The organism is Calyptranema fuscum S582 (assembly GCF_055793305.1).
In genome coordinates this window covers 20,793-46,572 of the sequence record NZ_JBSLYH010000027.1, presented here as the reverse complement: position 1 = coordinate 46,572, position 25,780 = coordinate 20,793, and the positions used below count along the sequence as shown (strand labels likewise).

The window sequence follows — 25,780 nt, the reverse complement described above, 5'->3', positions numbered from 1 at the left end:
GTTAGCTCAGAAAACCTCTGCCTATCGCTGGTACCCAATTCGACGAAGGTCAATATTTAGGGTTGCTAGTTTTTGGATTTGAAGTGAATAGGACCTGTCCGGTAACCTATTCAACATTTATGCCAAAATTTAGCAATACCTATAGTCAGGGTGTGAGGAAAACAACCCCAATAATGGAGTGCTAACCCTGTTACCCCTTCTGTTACTTTTGCTTCCATGGAGTATGGATAATAGGGAATTATGGGTTTGGCAATTCTGAGTATCAATTGAATAGGAGACAAGAACGTTCATATTCAACTAATGGGTCTGTTAAAAGCCGCATATTCAATAGAAATCAAGCGTTAAGATTTGGCAAGACGACAGTGCCGGCCGACCCAATATCAACCTCCAATTTTATAGAATCTATGACTCTCAACCGATGACGGAATTGGTGTAAGTGAGTTGAGTAGAGGGATCAAGACAAATACGAGAGGATTGGAGGAATCATTATTGTTGCTTTAACATTTTTTAATTCCGTCCAACATAAAGCTTAAAGGATTGTAGGCAAATAGTCCTCTCTCGAAGGTATGAAATACTACCTCAATCTACGCACCTAAAACCCAGAAGGTAACGTGTTGAAAAATTGAACGGTTAATTTATGGCGGGGTACAAGTTTGTTAAGTCCAGCAACAGTGTTGTGGGGCGCGGAGCGCCCCACAACACTGCACTGGGTCAACGCTAAATCAACCCGCACAGCGCCATAACTCGTGGTCTGAACAAGTTATGAAAGCGTCTACCTAGACGGCAGGCGCTTTCATAACCTGTTTAGGTTCAGCATAAATAGTTTATCCGACATGAATAGAATCTAATTGGTTATTAGAAGTTCCGGGCTTGGATTTAGAGTCCAGTTCTTTAGAAACATAGCGAGGGATCTGGATGTGAAAGGTTGAGCCTCGTTCGATTTTACTTTCGACCGTCACTTGCCCTGACATCATTTGCACCAGGGAATCAGTAATGGCTAACCCCAAACCCGTACCTGCATGTCGGCGAGTAATAGTTTGGTCAACCTGACGAAAGGCTTCGAAAATAGTTTCTAGGTCGGTAGCAGCAATGCCGATGCCCGTGTCGCGAACGGCGATCGCAACTTGGTCGGGTGCAGGTTCGCTCACGATCACCCGGACACTGCCCTCATCCGTAAATTTAATCGCATTTGAGAGCAAATTGATTAATGCCTGACGCAATCGAGCCGGATCATTATTAACAAAGGGGTCGGAGAGATTTAGCTCGACCCCTAGAGACAGATTTTTTTGCTCGGCTAGCGATCGCATTTCTGCCACTGTTTCCGTCACTAAATGTTCTAAATTAAAGGGTTCTAGATTTAATTCCAGACGTCCCGCTTCGATTTTAGAGAAATCCAGGATTTCATTGAGCAACGTCAGCAAATTTTTGCCGTTGTTAAGAATCCGCTCGACCATATCCCGCTGTTGCAGGGTCAGCGGTCCTTTTGTGGAACGCAAGAGCATTTGCGAAAAACCAATGATCGCGTTCATCGGTGTGCGCAACTCGTGCGACATCGTGGCTAAAAACTGGGATTTGAGATTAGAGGCTTCTGATAACTTCAAGTTTTGCACCTGAATTTGTTGCCGTTGCTTTTCTAAAATTTGGTTTTTACGTAGCAATAACTCATTACTTTTACGTAATTGTTGATTGGCTAATTCCACCTGCATTTCAGCTCGATAAATCCGAATCGAATTGCGCAGCACTCGTGACAAAATGCTCGATGAAATTCTGGATTTTGAAAGATAGTCAGACGCTCCAGCTTTCATCAGTTCCACAGCGATCTCTTCGTCTCCCTGCCCGGTTAACACCACTAGAGGACTTTTAAACCCTCGGCGGCGCAGTTCTTGCACCAGCGAGAGACCATCTTTATCGGGAAGGCGATAGTCCAGAAAGACACAATCTGGAGGTAGACTCTCGGCAGAGGCGATCGCCTCTGCATAATTGCTTGCCTCAGAAAGTTCGATCTGGATATTTGCCTTAAGCAAGGCACGGCGTACCGCCATCCGGTCTACTTCGTCGTCATCGACTACGAGAATCTTGTAGATTTCTTCCATAACACTGTTTTATCAGCGAACGTTCATAACCGACTTGATTGGCGTTTAGTCTTATTCAGTCTTATTTAGTCTTAAATTAGCGTTGGTTAAAGTTTATGAGTAGATTAAGCAGATCATGACAGGATAAGATTAAGGCATTTCACACAACGCCCAATATCGGTTGAGAGTCGCCATTAATTCCGCAAACGTGACAAAGGTGACAGGTTTGAGCAAATACCCAGCAACATTCAGGTTATACGCTTCAACCCGGTCTCGGTCTTCGTTTGAAGTAGTTAATACGACGACCGGAGTAAACTGAAGTGCCGAATCGGTGCGTAATTCTCTCAAAAACTCAATTCCGCCCATTTTGGGCATATTCAAGTCAAGCAGAATTAATCGCCGAGACTGAGGCACAACAGGGGGGACATCCTCTGTGCCTCTGAGCATAATTAGCGCTTCCACACCATTAGGTGCCACATAGAGCGGATTGGTGATGTGATTTTTTTTGAATGCCCTTTTTACATTCATCACATCAACTTCGTCATCCTCCACCAATAAAACGTTGACGATCCTATCCTGCATTTCTTATGAATTGAACTCTGTCTTAAAAATGATAGGCTGGCGCTTAAACAGGATCTAGTTTGGTAAACAAACTTTTCTTTAGGTAAAGAAAAGCTTGGTTGCCAACCTGACACAATTAGATTAACTCGATTGGGCTGAATAGCCGCATACATTGCCATATTAGCCCCCCTTATACTTTACTCAATTTCAAATCGTTATCGTAAACATTTGAACAATAATCTTAAACTTTGTTTATTGTTATCGTCATCCTAATGGGATTGTGTCAAGCTTGCCTTCATCCTGAAGTTGTAACCTACTTTTATCAGTATGATCTGGATGATGTGGCAGATAGTTTGGAGAAATAAAAAGAGTAGTTTCTATACGAAAAAAATATTGCTTAGTGCCATCCTTTTATAGGCTTTATTTTTTCTAAACCTCTTTCATTTCGGATGTTGTAAGTGCCTTGCTATAGCAATTCTAGGGTTTGAATATTGGTGGGGTTAAGCACCTTAAGAAGCAATCTGTTAAACAGACTTGAAGCCTTACGCTCTTCCTAAAAGTACAGCTTCAACTGTATCCATCTCTACCTTGAGTAACTGGGGATCAAGGTTATTTCAACCACGTGAAATAAAAGGTTGTGCCTTTACCTGGTTGCGATTCCAGACGGATTTTGCCTCCTTCGGTCTCAACAATTTTTTTGACAATTGATAATCCCACGCCTGTATTTTCAAACGTGTCGCGTGCTTCTAAGGTCTGAAAAATCGTGAAAATTTTGTTGTGATATTTCGTCTCAATACCTTTGCCATCGTCGGCAACTGAAAATTCGTAGCAATCTCCTAAATCAGTTGCGCCAATCGTAATCTGCCCGTCGGGACGGGGGTGATGTTTGATGGCATTGCTGATCAAATTGGTAAAGACCTGCTGAAGCAACATGCGTCTAGCTTTCAGTTGGGGCAGAGGAGGCGTCAGGGTGAGACAAACGCTGGATGGAGGAGCCAGAGAATCAATAACCTCTGCTAATAATTCACTGACCTCTACTATTTCTGTTTTAGTTTGAGTTCGACCGATGCGCGAGTAATCTAACAAGCCATTGATTAATGCCTCCATGCGATGCACACGTTGGCGCAGGAGTTGCATATGGAGTAGATTTTCTTCGGGAAGTTGCCCCTGGAGGTCTTCTTCAATCCATTCAGACAAATTGGCGATCGCCCTCAAGGGTGCTTTGAGGTCATGGGATGCCACATAGGCAAACTGATCAAGTTCCTGGTTGCGGTTTTCTAAATTGCTATTGGTGCTTGCCAGCAGCAGATTGAGCCGAGCCAGTTCATTCGCGTGGGCTTGCAGCCGATCTTCAGCCTGTTTGCGTTCTGTAATATCTCGAATAATCGCAATCATGCGATCGTCTTGCTTCATATCGCTGATTGAAATTTCAATAGGAAAGGTTGTTCCCTTTTGGTGATAACCAGTTCCCTGCCAGGGACGCCCCATCTGAAAATTGGGATTTTGCCAGAACTGTGGGGTTTTTTGGATATTTCGCTCACTGCCGTCTAGCGATGAGTGGCGAGTCAAAGGATTTTCGAGCAAATCGGATAAATTTTTGCCCACCAGATTGTCAGGGTCATAGCCAAACATATCCGCAGTAGCAGGGTTGAGAATTTCAATTCTGCCTTTTTTATCCAGCGTCACCACGCCATCAACCACATTGGTCACAATCGCCTGGATCAAGCTTTTGCTCTCACTCAACTGAAAATCACGCTCCTGAATTTCCCAATCCAGCTGACTGAAGAGATAGACGGCAACTAAGTAGCCGAGCAAGCTGACACTCACGGTCAACCAGAGCAGTGCCGTTGTGATATTTCGCAGTCGGGCAGCACTCCTCTTATACCGAGTGAGAGAGTCTTGCTCTTGCTGTTGCAGGGTACTTAAGACCTGTTTCAGCGCTTCCATAATATCTTCGCCTTTATACAACAGGTTGATCTGCTGCGACGACTCACCTGGCAGATCCTGATTGTCGTTAATCAGTCGCAGGCGTTCTGCCAATACATCCACCCGTTGCTGCGTCAATGTTTTCAGGCTTTGCAGATTTTGGCGTTGCTGTGGCGTATTGCGCAGGGCATTGTCGAGATGTCTGAGATATTTAGGAATGTCGGTAAAGGATTGGTTGTAAGGGTCTAAAAAGCGCTCGTTGGAGGTTGAGGCATATCCCCGCACTGCACTTTCTGCCTGCAATAAGGCTGTGAATAGATTGTCACTCTCTTCGATGATGTTTTCGGTGTAGTCAATTTTGTTTTGCAAGTCAATGGCAACTTTACGAGACCATGCCCACGATCCCAGGGTAACGACCAGAAACGTGGCAGGAATGGCAAGGACAACAGCTCCCTTATGGCGAGTCGGCAGGGTAGCCCACCAGTCTCTAATTTGTTGTAGATAAAAAGTATGGTTGAACATGGTGCTGTTATTCCTGAATCTCATGTCCATTTCCGATACGCCTAAGAGGATGTTTGAAAACTAGTACACCAACTTAAAAGTTTTACAGCGGGGTGCGGGGGTTTCACATCCTCTTGGGGGTGCAGCCCCCAAACCTTCATGTTGCAAAATTTAGTGTTCGTAATACTAGTAGGATTTCACCCGCTTACGCCAGGTGAACCGAAACGTAGAACCTTTACCGAGGCAAGACTCGACTCGGATAGTGCCCCCTTCGACTTCCACAATTTTTTTGACAATGGTTAGACCAATCCCTGTGTTATCCGTGTTTTCGCTGGGTTTAAGGGTTTGAAAGATAACAAAAATTTTGTGGTAGTTTTCAGCCGCAATACCGGGACCGTCATCCGTCACTGAAAATTCGTAACTTTCGCCTTGATCGACCACAGAGATAAGAATATGCCCATCTGGGCGATCGCGATGTTTGATAGCGTTGCTGATCAGGTTAGCAAACACTTGACTGAGCAGTAATACTTTTGTTGTCAAGGTGGGCATACCGGGCGCAATTTCAATCGTCAAGGAGGGGGGTGGGCTGAGGGAGTCAATCACATCGGCAAGCAGATTGCCAACCTGAACCGTTTCTAAGGAGGTCTGGGTGCGCCCAATGCGAGAGTAAGCCAGCAATCCATTAATTAACATTTCCATGCGAAATACTCGCTGGCGCAGCAGTTTCAGCTGACGGCAATTTTCTTCGGGAAGTTGGTTGCTCAGATCTTCTTCGATCCACTCAGACAGATTGGCGATCGCCCTTAAGGGTGCCTTGAGATCATGGGATGCCACATAGGCAAACTCATCCAGTTCTTTATTGCGATGTTGCAACAGCGAGGTTGTATGTGCCAGCGTTGCATTCAGTTGCATCAGCTCTTTGGTGCGTTCTTGCAGCGTTAGTCCGGCTAGTTTGCGGTGTGTAATATCATCAAACGCTATCCCTACACAACGATTGGGTAAGGCAAATGCCTTGATGCTAAAAAAGCGGTCTTGCACTCGCTCATCGTTGTAGTGCATTTCGTATTGCTCAATTCCCTTACCCGACAATGCCACCTGGGCGTAGCGCTCCAAATCGGTTCGATAGGCCGTCGCCAGATTGGGAAAGCAATCTACCATGCGTTTGCCCACATACGGTGCCAGAGAAATGCCCAGTAACTGAGAGGCTGCCGGATTGGTTGCCACGAGTTGCAAAGAGGTTGGGTCTGTTGTGTTTTCTAATCGCCAGACCGATAGACCCACCTGCATATGTTTAACAATATCGGCATAAATTTGTAAGGTGGCAGTTGCCGTTTCCAGTTGGGCTTTAGCATCTCGTTCTCGTAGCAACAGTTCTTCTTTGTGTTGATTGGAGGCTTCCAGTTGGGCAGTGCGCTCGGCAACCCGTTGTTCCAGGTCGGCATTTAACTGGTGAAAGTCTGCTTCAATTTTTTTTCGTTCTGTAATATCCCGTCCTTCGGGAATCAATAGAATCACGTGTCCGTTTTGATCAAACACGGGTTTGATGGAAAAATCGAGGGTGGCGACCGTCTCTCCGGCACCCAAGACGTTGACCTCATAACGAATAAATTTGCCCGTTGCTGCCGTGGCGATCGCCTGTTGAAGTTGCGCTTGACTCTCTTTAGAAAGACTCCACCAGCGGGTCTGCCAGAACGGACGACCAATGACATCGCTTGCCGCTAACCCCGCAAACTGGAGTGCAGTTTGGTTGACTTCGATTAACCGACCGTCGGGTGCCATTAGCCCGATAAACTGAAACGTCTGGTCAAAAATGGCACGAAAACGGCGATCGCGTTCCTGTAGCTCTGCTTCTGTTTGGCTGAGTTTGTTGATATTGGTGTAGGTGCCGACCCACTCTAAGATCTGCCCCGATTCATCAACCACCGGACGACCCCGCACCCAAAATAGGTGATAGCTGCCGTCCGTGCGGCGAAGATGCAACTCGATCTCAAACGGTTGATCTGAATTGACTGCGTGTCGCCATTGCCGTAAGGTGCGATCGCGATCGCTGGGACGAATGCCTTTGAGAAAGTCGAACCCCAAAGACTCCAATACAGGCAACCCTGTCCAGGTTTCCCATTGCGGATTGATATAGGTCACAGCACCCGTCAGATCTGCCACCCAAACAATCTGCGGCATCGCTTTGATACAACGATGCCAACGCGATTCTTGGCTATTTAAGCGATCGCATAGGGCAGCAACTTCTTGCTGGAGAAGTTGGATGTTTTCGTCAACCGACTGGCAGTCAGTGAATTCAAGATGTTGGCTCATATCTTCGCTCACTGGGGATCTGGAGGTATCCCAGTGGGATCAGTCCAGTTCTCGCAATAAATTGGGTTGATACAGGTGTCGGGTATCAACTTAACCTCAATTTATAGTAACTTTCAACAGGATGAAGCCCACGATGGGCATTCCTGAAGCTGAGTATGGATGTGCCAGTGTTCCTGAATCAACATCAGCGTTTGCCCGACCAGGAGTTTGTCAACCGTCATTTGTCAACCGTCATTTGTCAACCGTCAGATGTGGGGTGGCAGCAAGACATTCAACCCTGAAGATTCTGGCAACCTTCGAGGTTTCAGGGAGCGCCATCAGAGATGGCGCATCTCAAAACTTGTTGTTAATTTTTGGAAAGGCACGCGGAGCGTGCCTTTCCAAAAATTAACAATAGGTCTAACTATCGCCGAACAGCCCTCAATTCGGTAGGATAGGGGTAAGATCGAGTCCTAGCCAATTTCATACCCTAAACTTAACAACGCCAACGGATCTCATTGGGCAGGAGTGCATCCGAAACAGCCCATCTGTGAAAGGCTATCGACAGAGAACCCAATTCAGCAATGTCTGAATTTCAAACCTGTCTCATCTTAAATCTCAAATCGATTTAGACTGTCATAGTGACTGAACGTTTGCCATCTACCAATAGCCATACTTTTTTAGACTCAACCTCCTTCATCGGACGTAAGCCGGGTTCTTTCCACTGATAGATGGAAGACCCATGAGTCTCTCCTTAAAGTCTTTGTATATAGAAATTCTTCTGTCCAAAGAGATTTGTAAGAATTTTTAGAACGGCTACTGCAAACAACCTATGAGTACAACAGTGGAAAAAATAGCAGGCGACATTAGCATTATTTTGATTGAAGATCACGATTTAACTCGTGTGGGTCTGCGAACGGCACTGCAATCAAAACCAGGAATTCAGGTTTTAGGCGAAGCCGCTAATGGCACACGGGGGCTGCAACTTCTTGAAACAGACAAGCCAGATGTCGCCATTGTTGATATTGGTTTGCCTGATATCGATGGTATTGAGCTGACTCGTAAGTTCAGACAAATGACTGAAGCTGCGGTAGAAGCAGGAGAACCCATTACCAAGGTTCTCATTCTCACCATGCACGATTCGGAAGATGCTGTGCTGGCGGCATTTGCTGCCGGTGCAGATTCCTATTGCATGAAAGATATTAGTGTGGATAAGCTGGCAGAAGCGATTCAGGCAACGTATTCAGGTAATTCTTGGATTGATCCGGCGATCGCCAATTTAGTATTACGTCAAGTCCGACAAAGTACACCTGAAGGGTCTGCCGATCATAAGAAGACCGTTGCGATCGAAGCCATTACTCCCGAATACGAACAGGTTCTGGAAAACTACCCGTTGACAGAACGGGAACTCGAAATCTTAGAACTGATTGTTGCCGGATGCAGCAATGCTGAAATTGCAGAAAAGCTTTACATTACAGTGGGCACCGTCAAAACGCATGTTCGGAATATTCTCAACAAGCTATGTGCCGACGATCGCACTCAAGCCGCTGTCCGTGCCTTGCGTTCGGGGTTGGTTGCTTAATTTCATCAACCTTGTTGGGTCGTCGTGCCGATCTAATGCGTTGCCGGTAAATCTCTTACCGTATGGCTGGGTTTGGGCACGAAGTTAAACGGGAAACCAGGGGTTTCCCGTTTAACTTCGTGTCAAGATTTAGCGCTACTCTGTCTGAACAACCCGATGACCGGGGGATGTGTCCAAAACCATAAATTCATCTCGATATGAGGCAATACCCGCGCGACAGGGGATGAAAAGCGGCGCAGAGCGCCGCTTTTCATCCCCTGCTGGTTTCAAGTGCGTAGCACTTCAATGGGATTTAGGGGCACTGTTTCCGGCAGGAGAAATAACCCCAGACCGCTGATTAAAAGCAATAGACAGGATTTGCTCGTATGATTGCTCCCTTTTTGCTCAGTCGAGTGCTGTTACAATTCAAAACTAAATCAGACGATTTACTCAATCAGTTATCTGCTGTTGCTGTGACGCCAGACGGTAGCCTCTGGATCGGTTCCGATGAATTCAACACGATCGAGCGACTCTCACCGACGGAACCCTATATCTTCGCTGACCATCGGCAGTTTGATCTGCACAATTTCATTGAACTAGACGACAGCGGCGACGAAATTGATATCGAAGGGATCGACTATGCCAACTCCTATTTGTGGATCACAGGTTCCCACAGCAAAAAACGGCGCAAACCCAAAGGCAAAAATGCAGACAAAGATATTGAGCGCCTGGGCAAAATTGAAACCGAGTCTAACCGTTTTCTCATCGCCCGTATTCCTGTAGTCAATGGCGAACTCTTTCGGTCTTGCCCAGATCCCGATGATCCTAACCAAATGCTCACAGCTGCCTGGTTAGAAAAAACAGAACAGGGAAGCAATTCATTGATTGATGCATTGAAACAAGATGACCACCTTGGCGATTTCCTTTCTATGCCGCTGCCCAGCAAAGAGAATGGGTTCGACATCGAAGGCTTAGCCGTTCACGGTAACAAGCTATTTCTGGGGCTGCGGGGTCCTGTATTGCGCGGATGGGCAATTATTTTAGAAATTGAGGTCAAAGCGTCTGCGACCAATGGGTTGACGTTAACACCTCTGGGTAAAGATCAGCGGTTATATCGCAAACATTTTGTTGAACTCAATGGTTTAGGTATCCGAGAGCTTTGCTTTCAGGCAGATGATCTGATTGTTCTAGCGGGACCGACCATGCAACTTGAGGGCGCAATGCAAGTTTTTCGGGTGCGAGGTATTGTCGATCGCGATAAAGATTCACTATTTGAGCAAGATTCTAATTCGCTAAACATATTGTTTGATCTACCGTTTACCATCGGCGCAGATCATGCTGAAGGGATGGCACTCTTTCCCAGTTTAGGTCAAAAAGATGCCGTCCTGGTGGTCTACGACGCACCTGACCCAATTCGGCGGATCAAAGCAAACGAAATTTTTGCCGATGTGTTTAAGCTGACATAATTTATGGCATTGCTGATTTTGGGATGAAGCTGAACGGGACACCTTTGGTGTCCCGTTCAGCTTCATCCCAAAATCAGCCATACTCCTCACTCAGGATCACAAATTAATTAAAACCCGGACGTTTATAGCGGTGTGCAAGTTCGTTAAGTACAGAAACGGTGTTGTGGGGCGCGGAGCGCCCCACAACACCGTACTGAATCAACCTGCACAGCGCTATATTTTTGGAAGCGCGGCGGAGCCGCGCTTCCAAAAATAAATCTTCGGTTTTATTAAATCCACGATTCTGAGGCTTGCCATAGCCGTCCCAAATCAGGTGTGGAGTCAGCAGATTGTGTAGAAGCGCATCCCAGAGGGGTGCACTTTTACACATCTATTGGGGATTGCTATATGAGTATTTTCTGAGAATGCGATCGCCACCATCATCAAACTATTAGCAATTTCCCGCAAACTCCTCAGCGAAAAATCATTTAACTCTACTTTAGGCAGGTCAGAATCTCTAATCAGAAACGATAGATTGAGCGGAACTGGTGTTGCAAACACGAGATTTTGCACCATAGGGGTTTGGGGGCTCGCCCCCAAGAGGGGGTTTTACCCCCTCCACCCCCTCTAAAACTTTTAAGTTGGTGTACTAGACAATCTGAATCTGATAGGAGACATGTCATGAAGCTCGAAGGAAAAGTAGCTCTCGTTACGGGTAGCAGTCAAGGCATCGGACAGGAAGTAGTGCTGCGTCTGGCTCAAGAAGGAGCCAATGTTGTGATTAACTACCGTTCCCATCCCGAAGGGGCAGAAGAAACCTTGTCAAAGGTAGAAGCGATCGGGGGTAAGTGCTATATGGCGCAGTGCCCACATCCTCACGGTCATACGATCCAGGCAGATCTGGGTAATGTCGAGGACGTGCGCCAACTCATTAGCGAAAGTGTGCAACACTTTGGCAAATTAGATATTTTGGTCAACAACGCCGGGATCGAAAAACACGCGCCATTTTGGGAGGTAACAGAAGCCGACTATGACGCTGTCATGAACGTCAATTTAAAGGGCGTTTTCTTCGCAACCCAAACGTTTGTGCAACACCTGATGGCAACGCAACGAACCGGCAAAATTATCAACATCAGTTCTGTGCATGAAGAGTTGCCGTTCCCTAACTTCACTGCTTATTGTGCCAGTAAGGGAGGCATGAAAATGATGACCCGCAACTTAGCCGTTGAGCTAGGAGCATTGGGAATCACCATTAATAACGTTGCCCCCGGTGCGATCGAAACCCCCATCAATACCAAGCTACTCAACGATCCTGTCAAATTAGGAGCATTGCTCAAAAATATTCCCCTCGGACGATTGGGGCAACCTGGGGATGTCGCTTCCTTAGTCGCATTTTTGGCGTCTGCGGATGCCGATTATGTGACGGGAAGTACTTTCGTTGTGGATGGAGGCTTGCTCTGGAACTATCAGGAGCAATAGGAAACCTATTATGGCTGAACAGTATGATGTGATTATTATTGGCACGGGTGCAGGTGGCGGCACATTAGCTTATCGGTTGGCAAGCAGTGGCAAGCGCATTCTTGTCCTAGAGCGAGGTCCTTTTCTACCCCGAGAAAAGCAAAACTGGGATACAAAGACGGTATTTAATAGCGATCGCTACCACAACTCTGAAGTCTGGTATGACAAGGATGGAGGCGAACTTCATCCCGGCATGAGTTATTTTGTCGGTGGTAATACCAAACTCTATGGAGCTGCCCTATTTCGCTTGCGGGAAAAGGATTTTGAAAAGTTTCATCATCGCGACGGTATATCACCGGAATGGGCGTTGAAGTATCGGGATTTTGAACCCTATTACGTCCAAGCCGAAAAACTATACCAAGTTCACGGCAAAGGCGGACAAGATCCGACTGACCCATTTCGCAGTGAAGACTATGCCTATCCGGCGATCAGCCACGAACCTCGCATTCAAGAAATTAGTGATACGTTAACTGCCAAGGGTCTACATCCGTACCATACCCCTGTAGGCATTCACTTGAATGAAGCTCAACGCTACTTGAGTGATTGCATTCGATGTAATACGTGCGATGGTTATCCCTGTTTGGTGCAAGCCAAGTCAGATGCTGAAATCAGCGCCGTCCGTCCGGTCATGGCTCAAGACAACATCACGCTATTGACAGAAGCTAAGGTGTTACGCCTGCATACCAGCGCATCTGGGCGAGCCATCACGGGTGTAGAAGTAGAAGTTCAATCATCCAGCACCACTCACCCAACTGAAATTCGAATGTTTTCGGCAGATATCGTGGTGATTGCCTGCGGTGCGATCAATTCCGCTGTGTTGATGTTGCGATCGTCAAATGATGCTCATCCCAAAGGGTTAGCCAATCGTTCTGGTTTAGTTGGACGTAATTTGATGAAGCATGTGTTGGGTTCTATCATCGGGGTAACCAAAAAGCCAAATCCAACGCTGTTTCAAAAAACACTATCCATCAATGATTTCTACTGGGGTGAAGCAGGCTATGACTATCCGATGGGACAAATTCAAACCCTTGGAAAAGTCAGTAAAGAAGCACTAGAAGGGAATGCAACTGCCTATGCTCCGCTAACACCCGAGCAAGTTGCATCCTACTCGGTGGATTGGTGGTTGACAACTGAAGATCTGCCAGATCCCAATAATCGGGTATTGGTGGACGGCGATCGCATCATTCTCGACTATACAGAAAACAACTCCGAACCTTATGCTCGTTTGGAACACCGCTGGATTGAAGTTCTTAAATCCATTGATTGTGGTGAAGCAATACTGCCCAATTGTTCGTACTTCGTCAAGGGCAGCAAAACATATTTCACGGGCAAATTGCCGTTAGATGGGGTGGGGCATCAATTGGGTACGTGTCGGTTTGGCGACGATCCCACCACTTCGGTGTTAGATCTGGATTGTCGCACCCATGATATTGACAATCTCTATGTGGTAGATGGCAGTTTCTTTCCCTCCAGTGGAGCTGTGAATCCTACTCTGACCATCATTGCGAACTCGCTACGAGTGGGCGATCGCTTAACTGAACGTATGAAATAATCGTAAGGAGGATCAATCATGTTATCGTCTCCACCATTGCTCGATCTAACTGAAAGTCGAGTGCAATTACACTATGCCATCCAATTCATCGCGGCTACCGGAGCTGCCCTGGCAACCCCGAAACCTGACTTTAGCCATACCAGCTTGACGTGGCATCCAGACCTAAAGCTATTTGTGGGCGAGCGAATTGCCACAGATCAACCGTTTCAAGTGGCTCTAGAACCGATTCATTTAACGTCTCTGCTCCTCGATCAAAACGGTGTCAAGATTGCCGAATTATCCTTGCATCAAAAGACCCTGGCAGAAGGGCTAACCTGGCTGCGGTCTGAGATTGCCAAGCGAGGTGCCGATGCCAATCAAGTGATGCTATTAGAGTATCCCCCCAATGACTTTCCCGATCATGCGATCGCCCAGGGTGCACCATTTGATGCAAGCAATGAAACCAGCCGTCAAATTTTAGTGAATGACTACGACCTGACGTACACCCTTCTCCACGATATCGTCGCAACCACCCCAGGCGCATCCCCCATTCACATCTGGCCGCACCATTTTGATATGGCAACGCTGATTACCCTACCGGGCACTCCGCCAGATGAAGCCAAGAGTATTGGCATGGGGCTATCCCCCGGAGACGACAGCTACACCGAACCCTATTGGTATGTCAGCCCCTATCCCTATCCCGATACCAGCCATCTTCCGGCACTGGAAGGCAACGGCTTTTGGCATACATCTCATTGGGTGGGTGCTGTATTAACCGCTTCTCGGCTAGAACAGGGGGACGGCGAAAGGCGATCGCAACTTCAACACTTCTTAAACGCGGCTTTGGCGATCGCACAAAACTTCCTACAAGGATAATGCCTTGAAAAGCGTTACAGAGTGCCGCTTTTCAGTACGTCAATTGTCTTAACATAGTCCAGCGATGAAATTTGGAGTGAGTGCCGCGCTTCGCGCGGCACTCACTCCAAATTTCATAGATTAAATTAGCAACGCCTAAATGTGCAAACAAAAAGTGGGATAGAAACAAGCAAAGCTTGTTTCTATCCCACGCAATCGATCGGAGATCATCGAGTGAGGCGCTAGAACCCAAGATTGAGAGTAGAGATGGGTCTGGCTACAACATGAAGGAAGGCAATCCGACTAGTCTAAAACGTCCACAGCGGTTGCCAGATTTGAGGTTGGCATTTGTGGGAAAACCAATCCTCTCGCATAGATTTGAGGCTGCGACTGAGCAAACTCAGTATAAGATTGCCGCACCTGCGCATTGACCGCAACTGTTTTGACATCGTAGATCTGGGTGGCAAATTTGGGATAAAACCCAATTCCCACAATCAGCAATAAGAAACAAGCCGCAATAAAGACTTCACGCGGTTTGGCATCGCTATACACAGCATCCGCAGGCAAGACGCAACTGTTACCAAAACAAGCTGCTTCCTGATCGCCCAGTTGCTCAGCCGTGTCATTGGTTAAATCACAGGAAAGATTTTCGCCCGTTCCATAAAACACCTGTCTCAACATCGAGAGCAGATAGACGGGGGTCAAAATCAACCCAACGGCAGCCAGCAGAACTGTAACGGCACGGAAAGTCGAACTATAAATGTCGCTGGTTGCCACTCCTACAAACACGGCTAACTCACCGACAAATCCACTCATACCAGGAAGTGCCAGCGATGCCATCGAACCCATTGTGAACAGAGCAAAGACTTTGGGCATTGCCTGACCCAGTCCGCCCATTTCATTCATTGCCATCGTATGGGTGCGATCGTAGGTTACCCCTGCCAGGAAGAACAACACTGCCGCAATCAAGCCATGAGACACCATCTGCAACAGCGCACCACTCACCCCTAAATCGGTGAATGAAGCAATGCCCAGTAACACAAACCCCATGTGAGAAATAGATGAATATGCCAGCCGCCGCTTCATATTGGGCTGAGCAAACGAGTTAAAGGCACCGTAAATAATGTTGACAACGCCTAAAACTGCCAGGATCGGCGCGAAATACACATGGGCATCCGATAATAATTCCAGGTTGAACCGAATCAACCCATAGCCACCCATTTTTAGCAGAACCCCTGCCAAAATCATTGATACCGGAGCCGAAGCTTCACCGTGAGCATCCGGCAACCAGGTATGCAGTGGGAAGATTGCCAGCTTCACCCCAAAGGCAACCAACAAGCCCGCATATAGCAGCAATTCCAGTCCTAAAGGATAGTCTTTGGCACCCAGCTCAATCAGGTCAAAGGTAACGGCACCTCCTGAGAAAGCCATTGCCAAGCCAGCAACTAGAATAAAAATCGAAGCGGCTGCGGTGTAGATCAAAAACTTGGTTGCCGCATAGCGTCGTCGCTGTCCACCCCAAATACATACGAGCAGGTAAACAGGGACAAGCTCCACTTCCCACATAATGAACAGCAGCAGCACATCTTGCGCAACAAACACCCCAATTTGAGCGGCATACAGCACCAGCATCAGGGCATAAAAAAGGCGAGGTCTACGATCAACCCGCCAGGCTGCAAAAATCGAGAGCGTGGTTACCAACCCTGCCAACAGCACCAGCGGCACAGACAACCCATCCACGGAAACTGCCCAGTTTAGCCCTAACTGAGGCACCCAGGCATACTTCTCAACCAGCTGAAAAGTTGCACTGCTAGCGTCGTAATGCTTCCAAAAGGTGTAACACATCAAAACAAAATCTGCGATGCCTACACCCAGGGCATACCATCGCACGAGCTTGCCTTCTTTATCAGGCAGCACAGGAATAGCAAGCGCAGCAACGAGTGGAAACAGGACGATCGCAGTCAGCCAAGGGAAGTGGTCAAACATATAGCGTTAATAGGAAAAAATACTTACCTCCGAATGAGTTCCATCTTACTAAGGTTTGTAATGTTTTGTTCATGATTCTTCATCTTGTATGGATATAAAAAAATCTATGGCAACTCGCTTTGGCATTTAATTTAGGCTGACAAATTAATGAACCTGTAATTCTTTTTGAGAGAGCGACGGCTCCGCCGTCGCTCTCTCAAAAAGAATTGCGTTGTATTAAATTCACGATCTTTAAGGAATATCTAGGGTTGTAACCGCTAAATTTTGCACTATGGGCTGATAGTGGCGGTGCCCCCACGCAGGGATGAAACCCCCTGCACCCCTTGGTAAAACTTTTAATTGTGTCTGGTAGCCATGCTCAGTGGCGCAAAACCCGTGATTGATCTGAGTGCGAAGCATTGTGAGGTTACTCCCGTTGCCATCGTTCACCGTTTATCCCCGTATTCAGCAATACCGTTTTTATATGAGGCTGCGCCTGATTTTACCCCCGGCTGTCGCCGTCCCCCTTGGCAAGAGGGACTACAGGGGGTCACAGGTTTAGCGCGTCTTCATAAAAAATTGGTACAACGTCCTTTCATAACGGATCCTATTCAGGAATCAAATCGGATCGCTATGTATAAGATTTATGCCTATATGAGAGAATATTGTTTTCTCTACAACTTCCTCTATCCTGAGCAGCGCTCATTTTTCTTTAAGCAAGAAAGGTTAAGCTATTGGCAGAAGTTGTAAAACTTTTGTTAGACAATTTCCTCAATCCGGTGTGTGTGTTCCTGGAGTGATAAGACATTAAGTTAAGGCAGGGTGTGTTGAGTCGTAGGGTGTAGCGCATTCAGTGATTGGTGAAGGTAGGTTGAACCTGCTCAACTAAGGCTAATCAATCGATCGTTGATCAAAACTTGACTTAAAAACTTTGCTTCTCCAGCAGAAATGAGCATGATCCCTTCTTCTACTAGTATGTTGGCGACCCTGTCGCGGGGCGATCGCAAAGGTGATCTAACTCGCCGCGTCAAAGACTTACCAGTGCCTCAATTTGCTGATCTGCTTGATCAAATTACCCGAGAGTTTGAACATTTCCTCCGGGCGATCGAAATGATCAACAACGAAGCTCTGGAAACGTTGCTAGAGCAAATTCTAGAAGCCTTTACGCTGAAAATCGGGCAGATTTTACACGCCGATCGCACCACAATCTTTTTAGTCGATTTAGAAAAGCAACAGCTCTGGTCTAAAGTGGCGCAGGCAGAAGGGGAAAAACCCCTGGAAATCCGATTGCCTCTGACGATGGGCATTGCAGGGCATGTTGCCAGCACCGGGGAATGCCTCAATATCCCTGATGCCTATCAACATCCTTTATTTAATCCAGAAGTCGATCGGCAAACGGGATACCACACCTACAACATCCTCTGTATGCCCATCCTCAGCACCAAAGATCAGGTGATTGCGGTGGTGCAGTTGCTCAACAAAAAAATGGGCGATGTTCCCTTTACCCATGAAGACGAGCAACTCTTCAGGCAGTTTGCCAATTCTATGGGGATCATTCTAGAAAGCTGCAACTCGTTTTATATTGCAGCCCGCAACCAGCGAGGGGTTGCCGCCTTACTGAAAGCAACGTCTTGCCTGGCACAAAGTCTTGATTTAGATAAAACATTGCGATCGGTTATGCGCGAAGCGCGGGCACTGATGAAAGCAGATCGCAGCACCCTATTTTTGATTGACCACGAACGCAACGAACTCTGGTCTAAAGTGGCGTCGTCTGAAGGCGGCAAGACTGTTGAGATCCGAATTCCGGCAAATCGTGGTATTGCTGGCTATGTTGCATCGACAGGTCAAGCCCTCAATATTCCCAACGCTTACGAAGATCCCCGCTTTGATCCCACGATCGATAAACGGACAGGCTACCGGACGCGCAATGTCCTTTGTATGCCCGTATACAACTCGGAAAGCCGACTGATGGGTGTGACCCAGCTGATCAATAAAGAGCAGGGGAGTTTCACCAGTTCTGATGAAGAATTTATGCGAGCGTTCAATATTCAGGCAGGTATTGCCCTGGAAAATGCTCAATTGTTTGAAAGTGTGTTGCTGGAAAAGCAATACCAAAAAGATATTTTGCAAAGCCTTTCCGATGCGGTGATTTCCACCGATATGCACGGCAGGATCGTCACTATCAACGATGCGGCATTGGCATTGTTGGGCTGCCCGATCAAGGCAGAAACAGGACGGCACTTGCCCGATAGTTGGGCAGATAAGCTCATCGGTCGCCTGGTTTGGGAAGTGGTGCCGATTGAGCATTTGCAAATGCGCCTGCAAGACAGCCTTAAATGTGGCGCGAAACACTATGTGCCGGAGCAAAGCTTGACCATCGGGTTATATGCGATCGCCCCTGACGCTGACCCACATGACGGTGATACCAACAATGGCAATGGTCACAGTCATAACAGTAGCCCCAGTCATAGCAGTAACGGTGATCTGATCAAGGGCAGTGATTCAGTCAATGGCAATGAGTCAACCTCAGCCGTTGAACCGGAGCCAATTGATCCGGCGCTCTATGCCCTGGCAATCTGCGATCGCACGAATCCTAAGCAATACTATCTCTGGGGTGAGATGGGAGAAGCGACCGGGAATCAAGACCTCGATGATAGCCCTCAACCGCATGGAGCTAATGGAATTGAGTTAGGGGCTGAAGCAGCCGGTTCAGAAAGTTTTGTAGACGTGAATCAGGAAGATGCGAACCTCAAAAAATTCACCCATGCCTCTGCAAAAGTTACCTTTCACAATGCCCCCATCGCTGCCAGTCAGGTGCGGGAACTGGAACGCAGTGTTAATTTAACGGTCAACCCGTTGACCAATCCAGAAGGGCGGGTGCGAGGTGGGTTGGTCGTCCTCGAAGATATCAGTCAAGAAAAACGGATGAAGACGACCATGTATCGCTACATGACACCGGGTGTGGCAGAGCGAGTCATGGCGCTGGGTGAAGATGCCCTGATGGTCGGTGAACGTAAGGATGTCACGATTCTATTTTCTGACATTCGGGGTTACACCACGCTGACAGAAAAGCTGGAAGCATCTGAAGTCGTGTCTCTGCTCAACGACTATTTTGAGACGATGGTCGAAGCCGTATTCAATTTTGAAGGCACCCTGGATAAATTCATTGGCGATGCCTTGATGGCAGTGTTTGGCGCACCCCTGCCGCTGGAGAATCACGGCTGGATGGCAGTGCAAGCTGCGCTGGATATGCGGCGACGGTTGGCAGAGTTTAACTATATCCGCCGCGATACAGCTCAGCCGCAAATTAAGATTGGCATTGGGATCAGCTCTGGAGAGGTGGTTTCAGGCAATATCGGTTCGCAAAAACGCATGGACTATACCGTGATTGGAGATGGCGTGAATGTCAGCTCGCGGTTGGAGGGTGTTACCAAAGAGTATGGTTGCGACATTGTGTTGAGCGAGTTTACCTATAATCTCTGTCACGATCGCATTTGGGTGAGAGAGCTGGATCGGATTCGGGTCAAAGGCAAGGTGGAACCCATTGGTATTTATGAATTGCTGGGCGATCGCACCCACCCGCTTGATCCCCAGACGGAAAACTTTCTGGAACTCTATCAAATGGGACGATCTGCCTATACAAATGCTGACTTCAAACGAGCGATTCACTATTTTGCCGAAGCTCAACGGGTACGCCAAACAGACGATCGGGCGATTGAGGTACATTTAGAGCGATCGCACGCCTATTTACGCTATCCACCCGCAGACGACTGGGATGGAGTCCACACGATGACCACCAAATGAATCCTGGCTAATCTTAGGAGCGTGGATTTAAGAAAACCGAAGATCTATTTTTGGAAGCGCGGCGGAGCCGCGCTTCCAAAAATAGATCTTCGGTTTTAATTAATTTGTGATTCTTGGCTAAAATGACGCCCCAGGCTGTATACAACCTGAGGCATCGGAGGATATAGGTTAGCCGTATTATGAATCGGGGTGGCTAACGGTTTTAATCTGTAGTTTCAATGTATCCTGCTGGTACAAGGAAATCATACAAACTAGACCTTTGTTTATAATTCAACACCTTTGTTGATAGAAGGTTCACCATCCAGCACCTGATGCCCAATATCTCGACGGTAATATTTCGCCTCGAATTGAATGCTATCAACCGCTGCATAAGCCTGGGCGATCGCCTGTGAGAACGTATCTCCTATGGCAATGACATTTAGAACCCGCCCACCATCGCTGACCAGTTGTTGCTGTTTAAGTTTTGTACCCGCATGAAATACGACGGCACCTTGCATCTCAGCGTCATCGATGCCGCTAATCGGTTGCCCCTTGGGATATTTACCGGGATAACCTTCAGATGCCAGCACCACACAGCCTGCAAAACCGGGCTTCCAGTTAATCTCGGGGAATTGTTCTAACCGTTTTTGGGCACAGGCTAATAGCAACAAATCCAGCGGCGTTTCTAACAGCGGCAAGATGACTTGAGTTTCGGGATCACCAAAACGACAGTTGAACTCGATCACCTTGGGATCACCCTCTGGCGTGATGATCAAGCCCGCATAGAGAATGCCGCAGTAGTCAATGCCTCGGTTTTGAAGAGTGGCGATCGCCGGTTCCAAAATTTCGGTTTGAATCCGTTGCATCAACGCTGGCGTGACAATGGGAGTCGGTGCGTAAGCCCCCATGCCCCCGGTATTAGGTCCGGTATCCCCGTCGCCCAGACGCTTGTGATCTTGCGCTGCCAGCAACGGACGAATGGTTACACCATCGGTAACGGCTAAGACCGATGCCTCTTGACCCGTGAGATAGTCTTCGATCACCAGAATGTGGCCGGCTTTGCCAAACTGCCCCGCAAACGCAGCATCGATCGCCGCGATCGCATCGGCAACCGTCATGGCAACCGTGACACCTTTACCTGCCGCCAGCCCATCGGCTTTGACGACAATTGGCGCGCCCTGCGCTTCGACATAGGCGATCGCGGTTTCTCGATCGGTAAACACCTTTGCTTGAGCCGTGGGAATGCCAGCTTCAGCCATTAGCGCCTTTGCCCATGCTTTACTGGCTTCGATCTGCGCCCCCGCCTGATTGGGTCCAAAAACATTCAAACCCTGACCTTGCAGGTAATCTGTAATCCCTCCAGCCAGCGGAACTTCAGGCCCCACCACAATCAGCCCAATATTATTCACCAGGGCAAAGCGCCCAATCCCCTCAAAATCTGTTGCAGAGAGGGGTAAATTGCGACATCGCTTCAGCGTTGCTGTACCACCATTTCCAGGAACACAAATGACTTCCTGCACTCGATCTGACTGCAACAATTTCCAGGCGAGGGCGTGCTCACGACCTCCGTTCCCAACCACCAAAATTTTCACACTCTACCCACCATCGCCGGTAACTTAAGATGAAGCGCTCCCTATTATGCCATGTTCTTGAATCAGGTCAAGCGATCGCGGATTTAGCTTCCAAAAAATAAAGATCAGGCATAATTTCTCAGGATCACAAATTAAATAAAACCCAGACGTTCAGTTTGGGAGCATGGCAATGCCGCACTCTCAAAATAACTCTTTGATTTTATTCAATCCACATCCGTACACTCTCATCCTAAGTCGTCGGACAGAGAAATATACGGTTTCAGCCATCGATAAACCATTAGAAAAACATCTCAATCGATAGGGTTTTAGTTATGGCTTAGATTCCAATCCATCACATTAAAAGTCTCGGAGGGGTTGGGGTACAACCCTTAACCCCATGCTGCAAACGTTAGCGGTTTCTAATTGCGCTCCCTGAGACCTTGGAGGTTTTCCAACCTTCGGTCTAAACGTCTTGCTGTCTAGATCCGGATCTGGAACTTCAATTTGAGAAAATAGTTCAACCTATTCATTGAGCTTACTCAGTGTGGGGATCACCGTCGCATAGGATCACGGATTAAAGTGGGCTTCCCCTGCAAATTCATCGCAGGATGCAGCCATGCCGAATGATTTAGGGCTATTCTGGGTGGGGTTATGGAAAGCGGCACTCTGTGCTGGGCAATTTTCAGCGAATTCGGTGAAAATTGGAAAAGAGGGATAAAGGGAGTTTGTCATGGATAGGTTTTCAGCTCAACCAATTCAACCCGCTCAACCGCCGTTAGAGTGCCCGCAGCCGGGTTGGTTGACGTGGGGAGCGATCGCATTACTGCATGTATCAGCGGGTCTGGTGCTGAGCTGCACGGTGGGGCTGACTGCGGCGATCGCGGATGAAGTGCCTGCTTTTCCGCCCAATCCTCTCGAAATGACAGAACCAGACCCACTCTTGCCCCAACTCGCCGTCGATCGTCCCCTCAGTCCGCAAGAACGCCGTGAATTGACCTCCGCAACCAACGAAATTCAGCGGCAGGCAGAACGCAAGTTTCAGGGGGGTGACATTGTCGGTGCGATTGAACTTTGGAACCGTGAACTACGGTTACGGCGGGTATTAGGAATTCAAGAAGAAGTTCCGGCACTCGGTCGGGTTGGAGAAGTGGCATGGCAGGAAAGCCAAACTACCGAAGTCCGGCTGATTACAGAACGGTTGCAACAGATTGAGCTAGAAGTACAAGCCCAAACACCTACCAACTACGACCTGCTGCTGACGATCGCCCAATCCTACGAAAAAATGCGGGCGTTTGACTCAGCGATCACCCTCTACAACCAAATTTTGGTGCAAGCTCGACAACGGCAAGACCATGTTTTAGAAGAAACCACGCTGGCATCTCTTGCCCAACTCAATCTTGCCTGGTTTAACTATGGAGAAGCCGCCGCTGCTTACCTGCAATTGATCGAGCTGACTCCTGATCCAGACAAACGGCTGGAGTATATGAATCAACTCGCCTATGCCTATCAGCAAGATAATCAATTAGAACAAGCGATCGCCGTTCAGCAACAGTTGGTCAGGATCTACGATTCTGCTCAGGACTACATGCAAATTCCGCCCTTGAAGTTGATCATTGGCGACAATTATCAAGCACTCAATCGTCCTGATCGGGCGGCACCCAGCTACCAAGAAGCCTATGCAGTATCGCGTTCGACGCAGCAATATGGCTATGCCGGAGATGCACTCAATCGTCTGGCAATGCTTTATCGATCAATCAATCGCCCCAATGATGCGCTGGTAGTCTATCAACTGGTGATTGATGTTGCCCAGCAGTCCTATGACAACATGGGCATCATGGAAGCCTATGATCACATCGGACAGGTTCATCGCGAAATGGGAAACAACGGTCAAGCGATCGCGTCATTCCGTCGGGGCTTACAAATTGCCCAGCAATTGAACTATAAAGTCGGCTACTTCAATACCCAAATTCAACAGCTGAGTCAGCAATAGGGCTAACTTATGTAATAGCGATCGCTTTCCTCTCTATCGATCGATATAGCGGTACCCACTTGGGTTGAGTACGGGGTGTGGGGGTGGAACCCCCACGCAAGGGGCACCGCCCCCTGCACCCCCTGTACTTAATCAACCTGCATATTGCTATATAGCGGTGTACACGTTCGTTAAGTACAGAAACGGTGTTTGTGGGGCGCGGAGCGCCCCACAAACACCGTCCTGAATCAACCTGCACAGCGCTATAGGCTGCATTCTGCTTCCATGTCCACCAGACAAGCTACATCAAACCTAAAGCATACTGTTTCCACAAAGAGAAATTTTTAACAGCCATCTCAATGGTATTGGTCTTGAACCCAAAGGGTTCAAGACCAATACTGTTACAGCCTGGGTTTTAATGGGTCAGCAATGCTTCGCCCCGGCGATACAATTCACGAGCATAGTCTGTCCAGGTGCCTTGCCCCCAATAACGAAAACAACTAGTTTGCACTAACAAGTTGTAAAGCAGTGCTTCTTGATAGTCCGGTTGCTTGGTGACAGCTGGGTCTTGCTGCACCAAAGCATCATATTTGGCATGAAATTTAGCACTGAGTTGATTCATGGGTTCTAAAACATTCTCATAGCCATGCACCCAGCTCAGGTTATCTGTCCAGGAGGCACCATCCATATGAAAACGATGGTCGGTAGCTTTCAGATTGGCGATCGCGTTTTCCACGGCTTCAGATGTTGCGGCATCAGGATTAACCTGGTGCCAAATCTTATGCTGTTGCACGGCTTGAATCTCTGGATAGTCGGTTGGGTTGACCCCGGCGGCTTCTAACAATTCAATATATTCCGTGCCATTGACCCCAGCAACACCGGCTGTACCTCGTCCATTGTCTTTGATGGTATGCCAGAGGGGCGGAAAATCGCGAGGAAACTCATTCATCATCACGCCACCATTTTCACCATCGGCAATTTGGGTGACGCAACCGGGCAGCGATTGATTGCCAATCGATTGTCTACCTCGACTTTTTGCCTCGTGGTAAGGCTGCATTTGGGCAACCAGTTTGGTATCTGATCCTTGAGTTTTGATCAAGGCAGTGATGCTAATCACGTCGCCTTGAGAATTGCGTGCAACCAGACGATTGGGGATATATTTCTGGTCGTGTGATAAGCCAGAACCATCCAACTGTTCAACCGAATGTTCCTGCACCATCAGCCAGCGATAGCCGCAGTCTTTCAAGGCTTTGATGTAGTGATAGAGGGTGTCCGGATGGTTGGGCAAGTGCATTTCGGGTGGTGAAAAGCCTTTCACTCGCTTCAGGGCATCATACCCAAACACGCTGGCAAAATATTGCTGCCATGCTTGAATGTGCAGCTTTAAGTCAGGAATCGGGGTAGATGGTGCAACTGCATGACTCCACATGGTTCCCAACCATTCTACATAGGGTTGATAGTGGCGATCGCAGGTAATGCGTTTCAACTGATTGATGACATCATGTCGCCCCATCTGCTGCAAGCCCCACAACAGATTGCCAGAATAATCCAACATGATGCGAGGATTACATCCCTGGTTCACCAGGTCGGGAATGAAATCTCCCATGCGGGAATAGCACCAGGCAAACACACTGGCATTGTGGTTGTCGCCCTCGCCTGAATGCTCAAACATGTGCTGGAGGTTGCAAATCAATTCGCCATTGGCACCTGCGGGAATTGTCGGTTGATGCATATGCAAGGCACACGCAAACCCTGCCGTGATGTGTTCTAGACGAAGATTAGTGGTCGGTAAAAAGATGGGATCGGTGTGATTGACGACTGAACTGATTTCGGTTTCCCAACCGCAAATACTGGGCAAACCAGACGATGTATCTTCTAAAATCGGCAGATTAGGAGACGGTGCTGATGCAATCATGAAACTTTTCCTCGGTAATCATTGTGATGCAAACACTCCTCATACATTCATTTATATTCCTAAAATTAACAGCCCCAAAAAATAACCCTAATCGATTCCAGCCCAAAACGCTATATCGTGTCCTCTAAAAAAAGGCGTTAGTGATTTTGGGCATGAATTTGAGCGTGAAACCAAAGGTTTCACGCTCAAATTCATGCCGCTATTAAACCAATGCCAAAGAAATGATCAATCTATCTAGGGGTGCAAACACTAAATTTTGCAACATAGGGGGTGGGATCTACGCTTCAAATCGAGAGTTTCACTGCCTCCAGCCCCTAC

Annotated in this window: 16 protein-coding genes; 9 read left to right on the top strand and 7 right to left on the bottom strand. The window is 47.8% G+C overall.

The window, feature by feature from the left end:
* Positions 1-824: 824 nt before the first annotated feature.
* The 4 genes from ACR6Z4_RS18210 to ACR6Z4_RS18195 all read right to left on the bottom strand — a co-directional run bounded on the left by ACR6Z4_RS18210 (position 825) and on the right by ACR6Z4_RS18195 (position 7,370).
* Positions 825-2,093: a sensor histidine kinase gene (locus ACR6Z4_RS18210; protein WP_479718728.1), complete on the bottom strand. Its 1,269-nt coding sequence runs from the start codon at positions 2,091-2,093 to the stop codon at positions 825-827.
* Between the two features lie 129 nt (positions 2,094-2,222).
* Entirely contained in the window at positions 2,223-2,654 is a 432-nt protein-coding gene (locus ACR6Z4_RS18205) for a response regulator (RefSeq protein WP_479718727.1), read from the bottom strand.
* 588 nt (positions 2,655-3,242) lie between these two features.
* A complete protein-coding gene (locus ACR6Z4_RS18200) occupies positions 3,243-5,081 on the bottom strand; it encodes a sensor histidine kinase (RefSeq protein WP_479718726.1) in 1,839 nt (612 codons plus the stop codon).
* Between the two features lie 165 nt (positions 5,082-5,246).
* Entirely contained in the window at positions 5,247-7,370 is a 2,124-nt protein-coding gene (locus ACR6Z4_RS18195; RefSeq protein ID WP_479718725.1) for a PAS domain-containing sensor histidine kinase, read from the bottom strand.
* A 155-nt stretch (positions 7,371-7,525) separates the two neighbouring features.
* Between ACR6Z4_RS18195 and ACR6Z4_RS18190 the strand changes: the two genes are divergently transcribed.
* From ACR6Z4_RS18190 to ACR6Z4_RS18165, 6 genes are all read left to right on the top strand, one after another.
* Complete coding sequence (locus tag ACR6Z4_RS18190; protein ID WP_479718724.1) at positions 7,526-7,651, top strand: hypothetical protein; 126 nt, start codon at positions 7,526-7,528, stop codon at positions 7,649-7,651.
* A 530-nt stretch (positions 7,652-8,181) separates the two neighbouring features.
* Entirely contained in the window at positions 8,182-8,931 is a 750-nt protein-coding gene (locus tag ACR6Z4_RS18185) for a response regulator (protein WP_479718723.1), read from the top strand.
* Positions 8,932-9,296: 365 nt separating this feature from the next.
* Complete coding sequence (locus ACR6Z4_RS18180) at positions 9,297-10,376, top strand: DUF3616 domain-containing protein (RefSeq protein WP_479718722.1); 1,080 nt, start codon at positions 9,297-9,299, stop codon at positions 10,374-10,376.
* A 660-nt stretch (positions 10,377-11,036) separates the two neighbouring features.
* Positions 11,037-11,834, top strand: coding sequence for an SDR family NAD(P)-dependent oxidoreductase (locus ACR6Z4_RS18175; protein ID WP_479718721.1), 798 nt, complete (start codon positions 11,037-11,039; stop codon positions 11,832-11,834).
* A 10-nt stretch (positions 11,835-11,844) separates the two neighbouring features.
* Entirely contained in the window at positions 11,845-13,425 is a 1,581-nt protein-coding gene (locus ACR6Z4_RS18170; RefSeq protein ID WP_479718720.1) for a GMC oxidoreductase, read from the top strand.
* Positions 13,426-13,443: 18 nt separating this feature from the next.
* On the top strand, positions 13,444-14,280 hold the full coding sequence (locus ACR6Z4_RS18165; protein ID WP_479718719.1) for a hypothetical protein: 837 nt from the start codon (positions 13,444-13,446) through the stop codon (positions 14,278-14,280).
* A gap of 282 nt (positions 14,281-14,562) precedes the next feature.
* Here ACR6Z4_RS18165 and ACR6Z4_RS18160 read toward each other — a convergent pair whose 3' ends face one another.
* A complete protein-coding gene (locus ACR6Z4_RS18160; protein ID WP_479718718.1) occupies positions 14,563-16,245 on the bottom strand; it encodes an NAD(P)H-quinone oxidoreductase subunit 4 in 1,683 nt (560 codons plus the stop codon).
* Positions 16,246-16,599: 354 nt separating this feature from the next.
* Here ACR6Z4_RS18160 and ACR6Z4_RS18155 point away from each other — a divergent pair, with 354 nt between their 5' ends.
* A complete protein-coding gene (locus tag ACR6Z4_RS18155; RefSeq protein WP_479718717.1) occupies positions 16,600-16,974 on the top strand; it encodes a hypothetical protein in 375 nt (124 codons plus the stop codon).
* Between the two features lie 204 nt (positions 16,975-17,178).
* Entirely contained in the window at positions 17,179-20,028 is a 2,850-nt protein-coding gene (locus ACR6Z4_RS18150) for a GAF domain-containing protein (protein ID WP_479718716.1), read from the top strand.
* 263 nt (positions 20,029-20,291) lie between these two features.
* Here the strand turns inward: ACR6Z4_RS18150 and purD are convergent, their stop codons facing one another.
* Entirely contained in the window at positions 20,292-21,599 is a 1,308-nt protein-coding gene (purD, locus tag ACR6Z4_RS18145) for a phosphoribosylamine--glycine ligase (RefSeq protein WP_479718715.1), read from the bottom strand.
* Between the two features lie 709 nt (positions 21,600-22,308).
* Between purD and ACR6Z4_RS18140 the strand changes: the two genes are divergently transcribed.
* Positions 22,309-23,568 (top strand): tetratricopeptide repeat protein, encoded by a 1,260-nt coding sequence (locus ACR6Z4_RS18140; RefSeq protein ID WP_479718714.1) that lies wholly within the window; start codon positions 22,309-22,311, stop codon positions 23,566-23,568.
* A 394-nt stretch (positions 23,569-23,962) separates the two neighbouring features.
* Here the strand turns inward: ACR6Z4_RS18140 and ACR6Z4_RS18135 are convergent, their stop codons facing one another.
* A complete protein-coding gene (locus ACR6Z4_RS18135; RefSeq protein ID WP_479718713.1) occupies positions 23,963-25,462 on the bottom strand; it encodes a glycosyl hydrolase family 57 in 1,500 nt (499 codons plus the stop codon).
* Between the last annotated feature and the right edge of the window lie 318 nt (positions 25,463-25,780).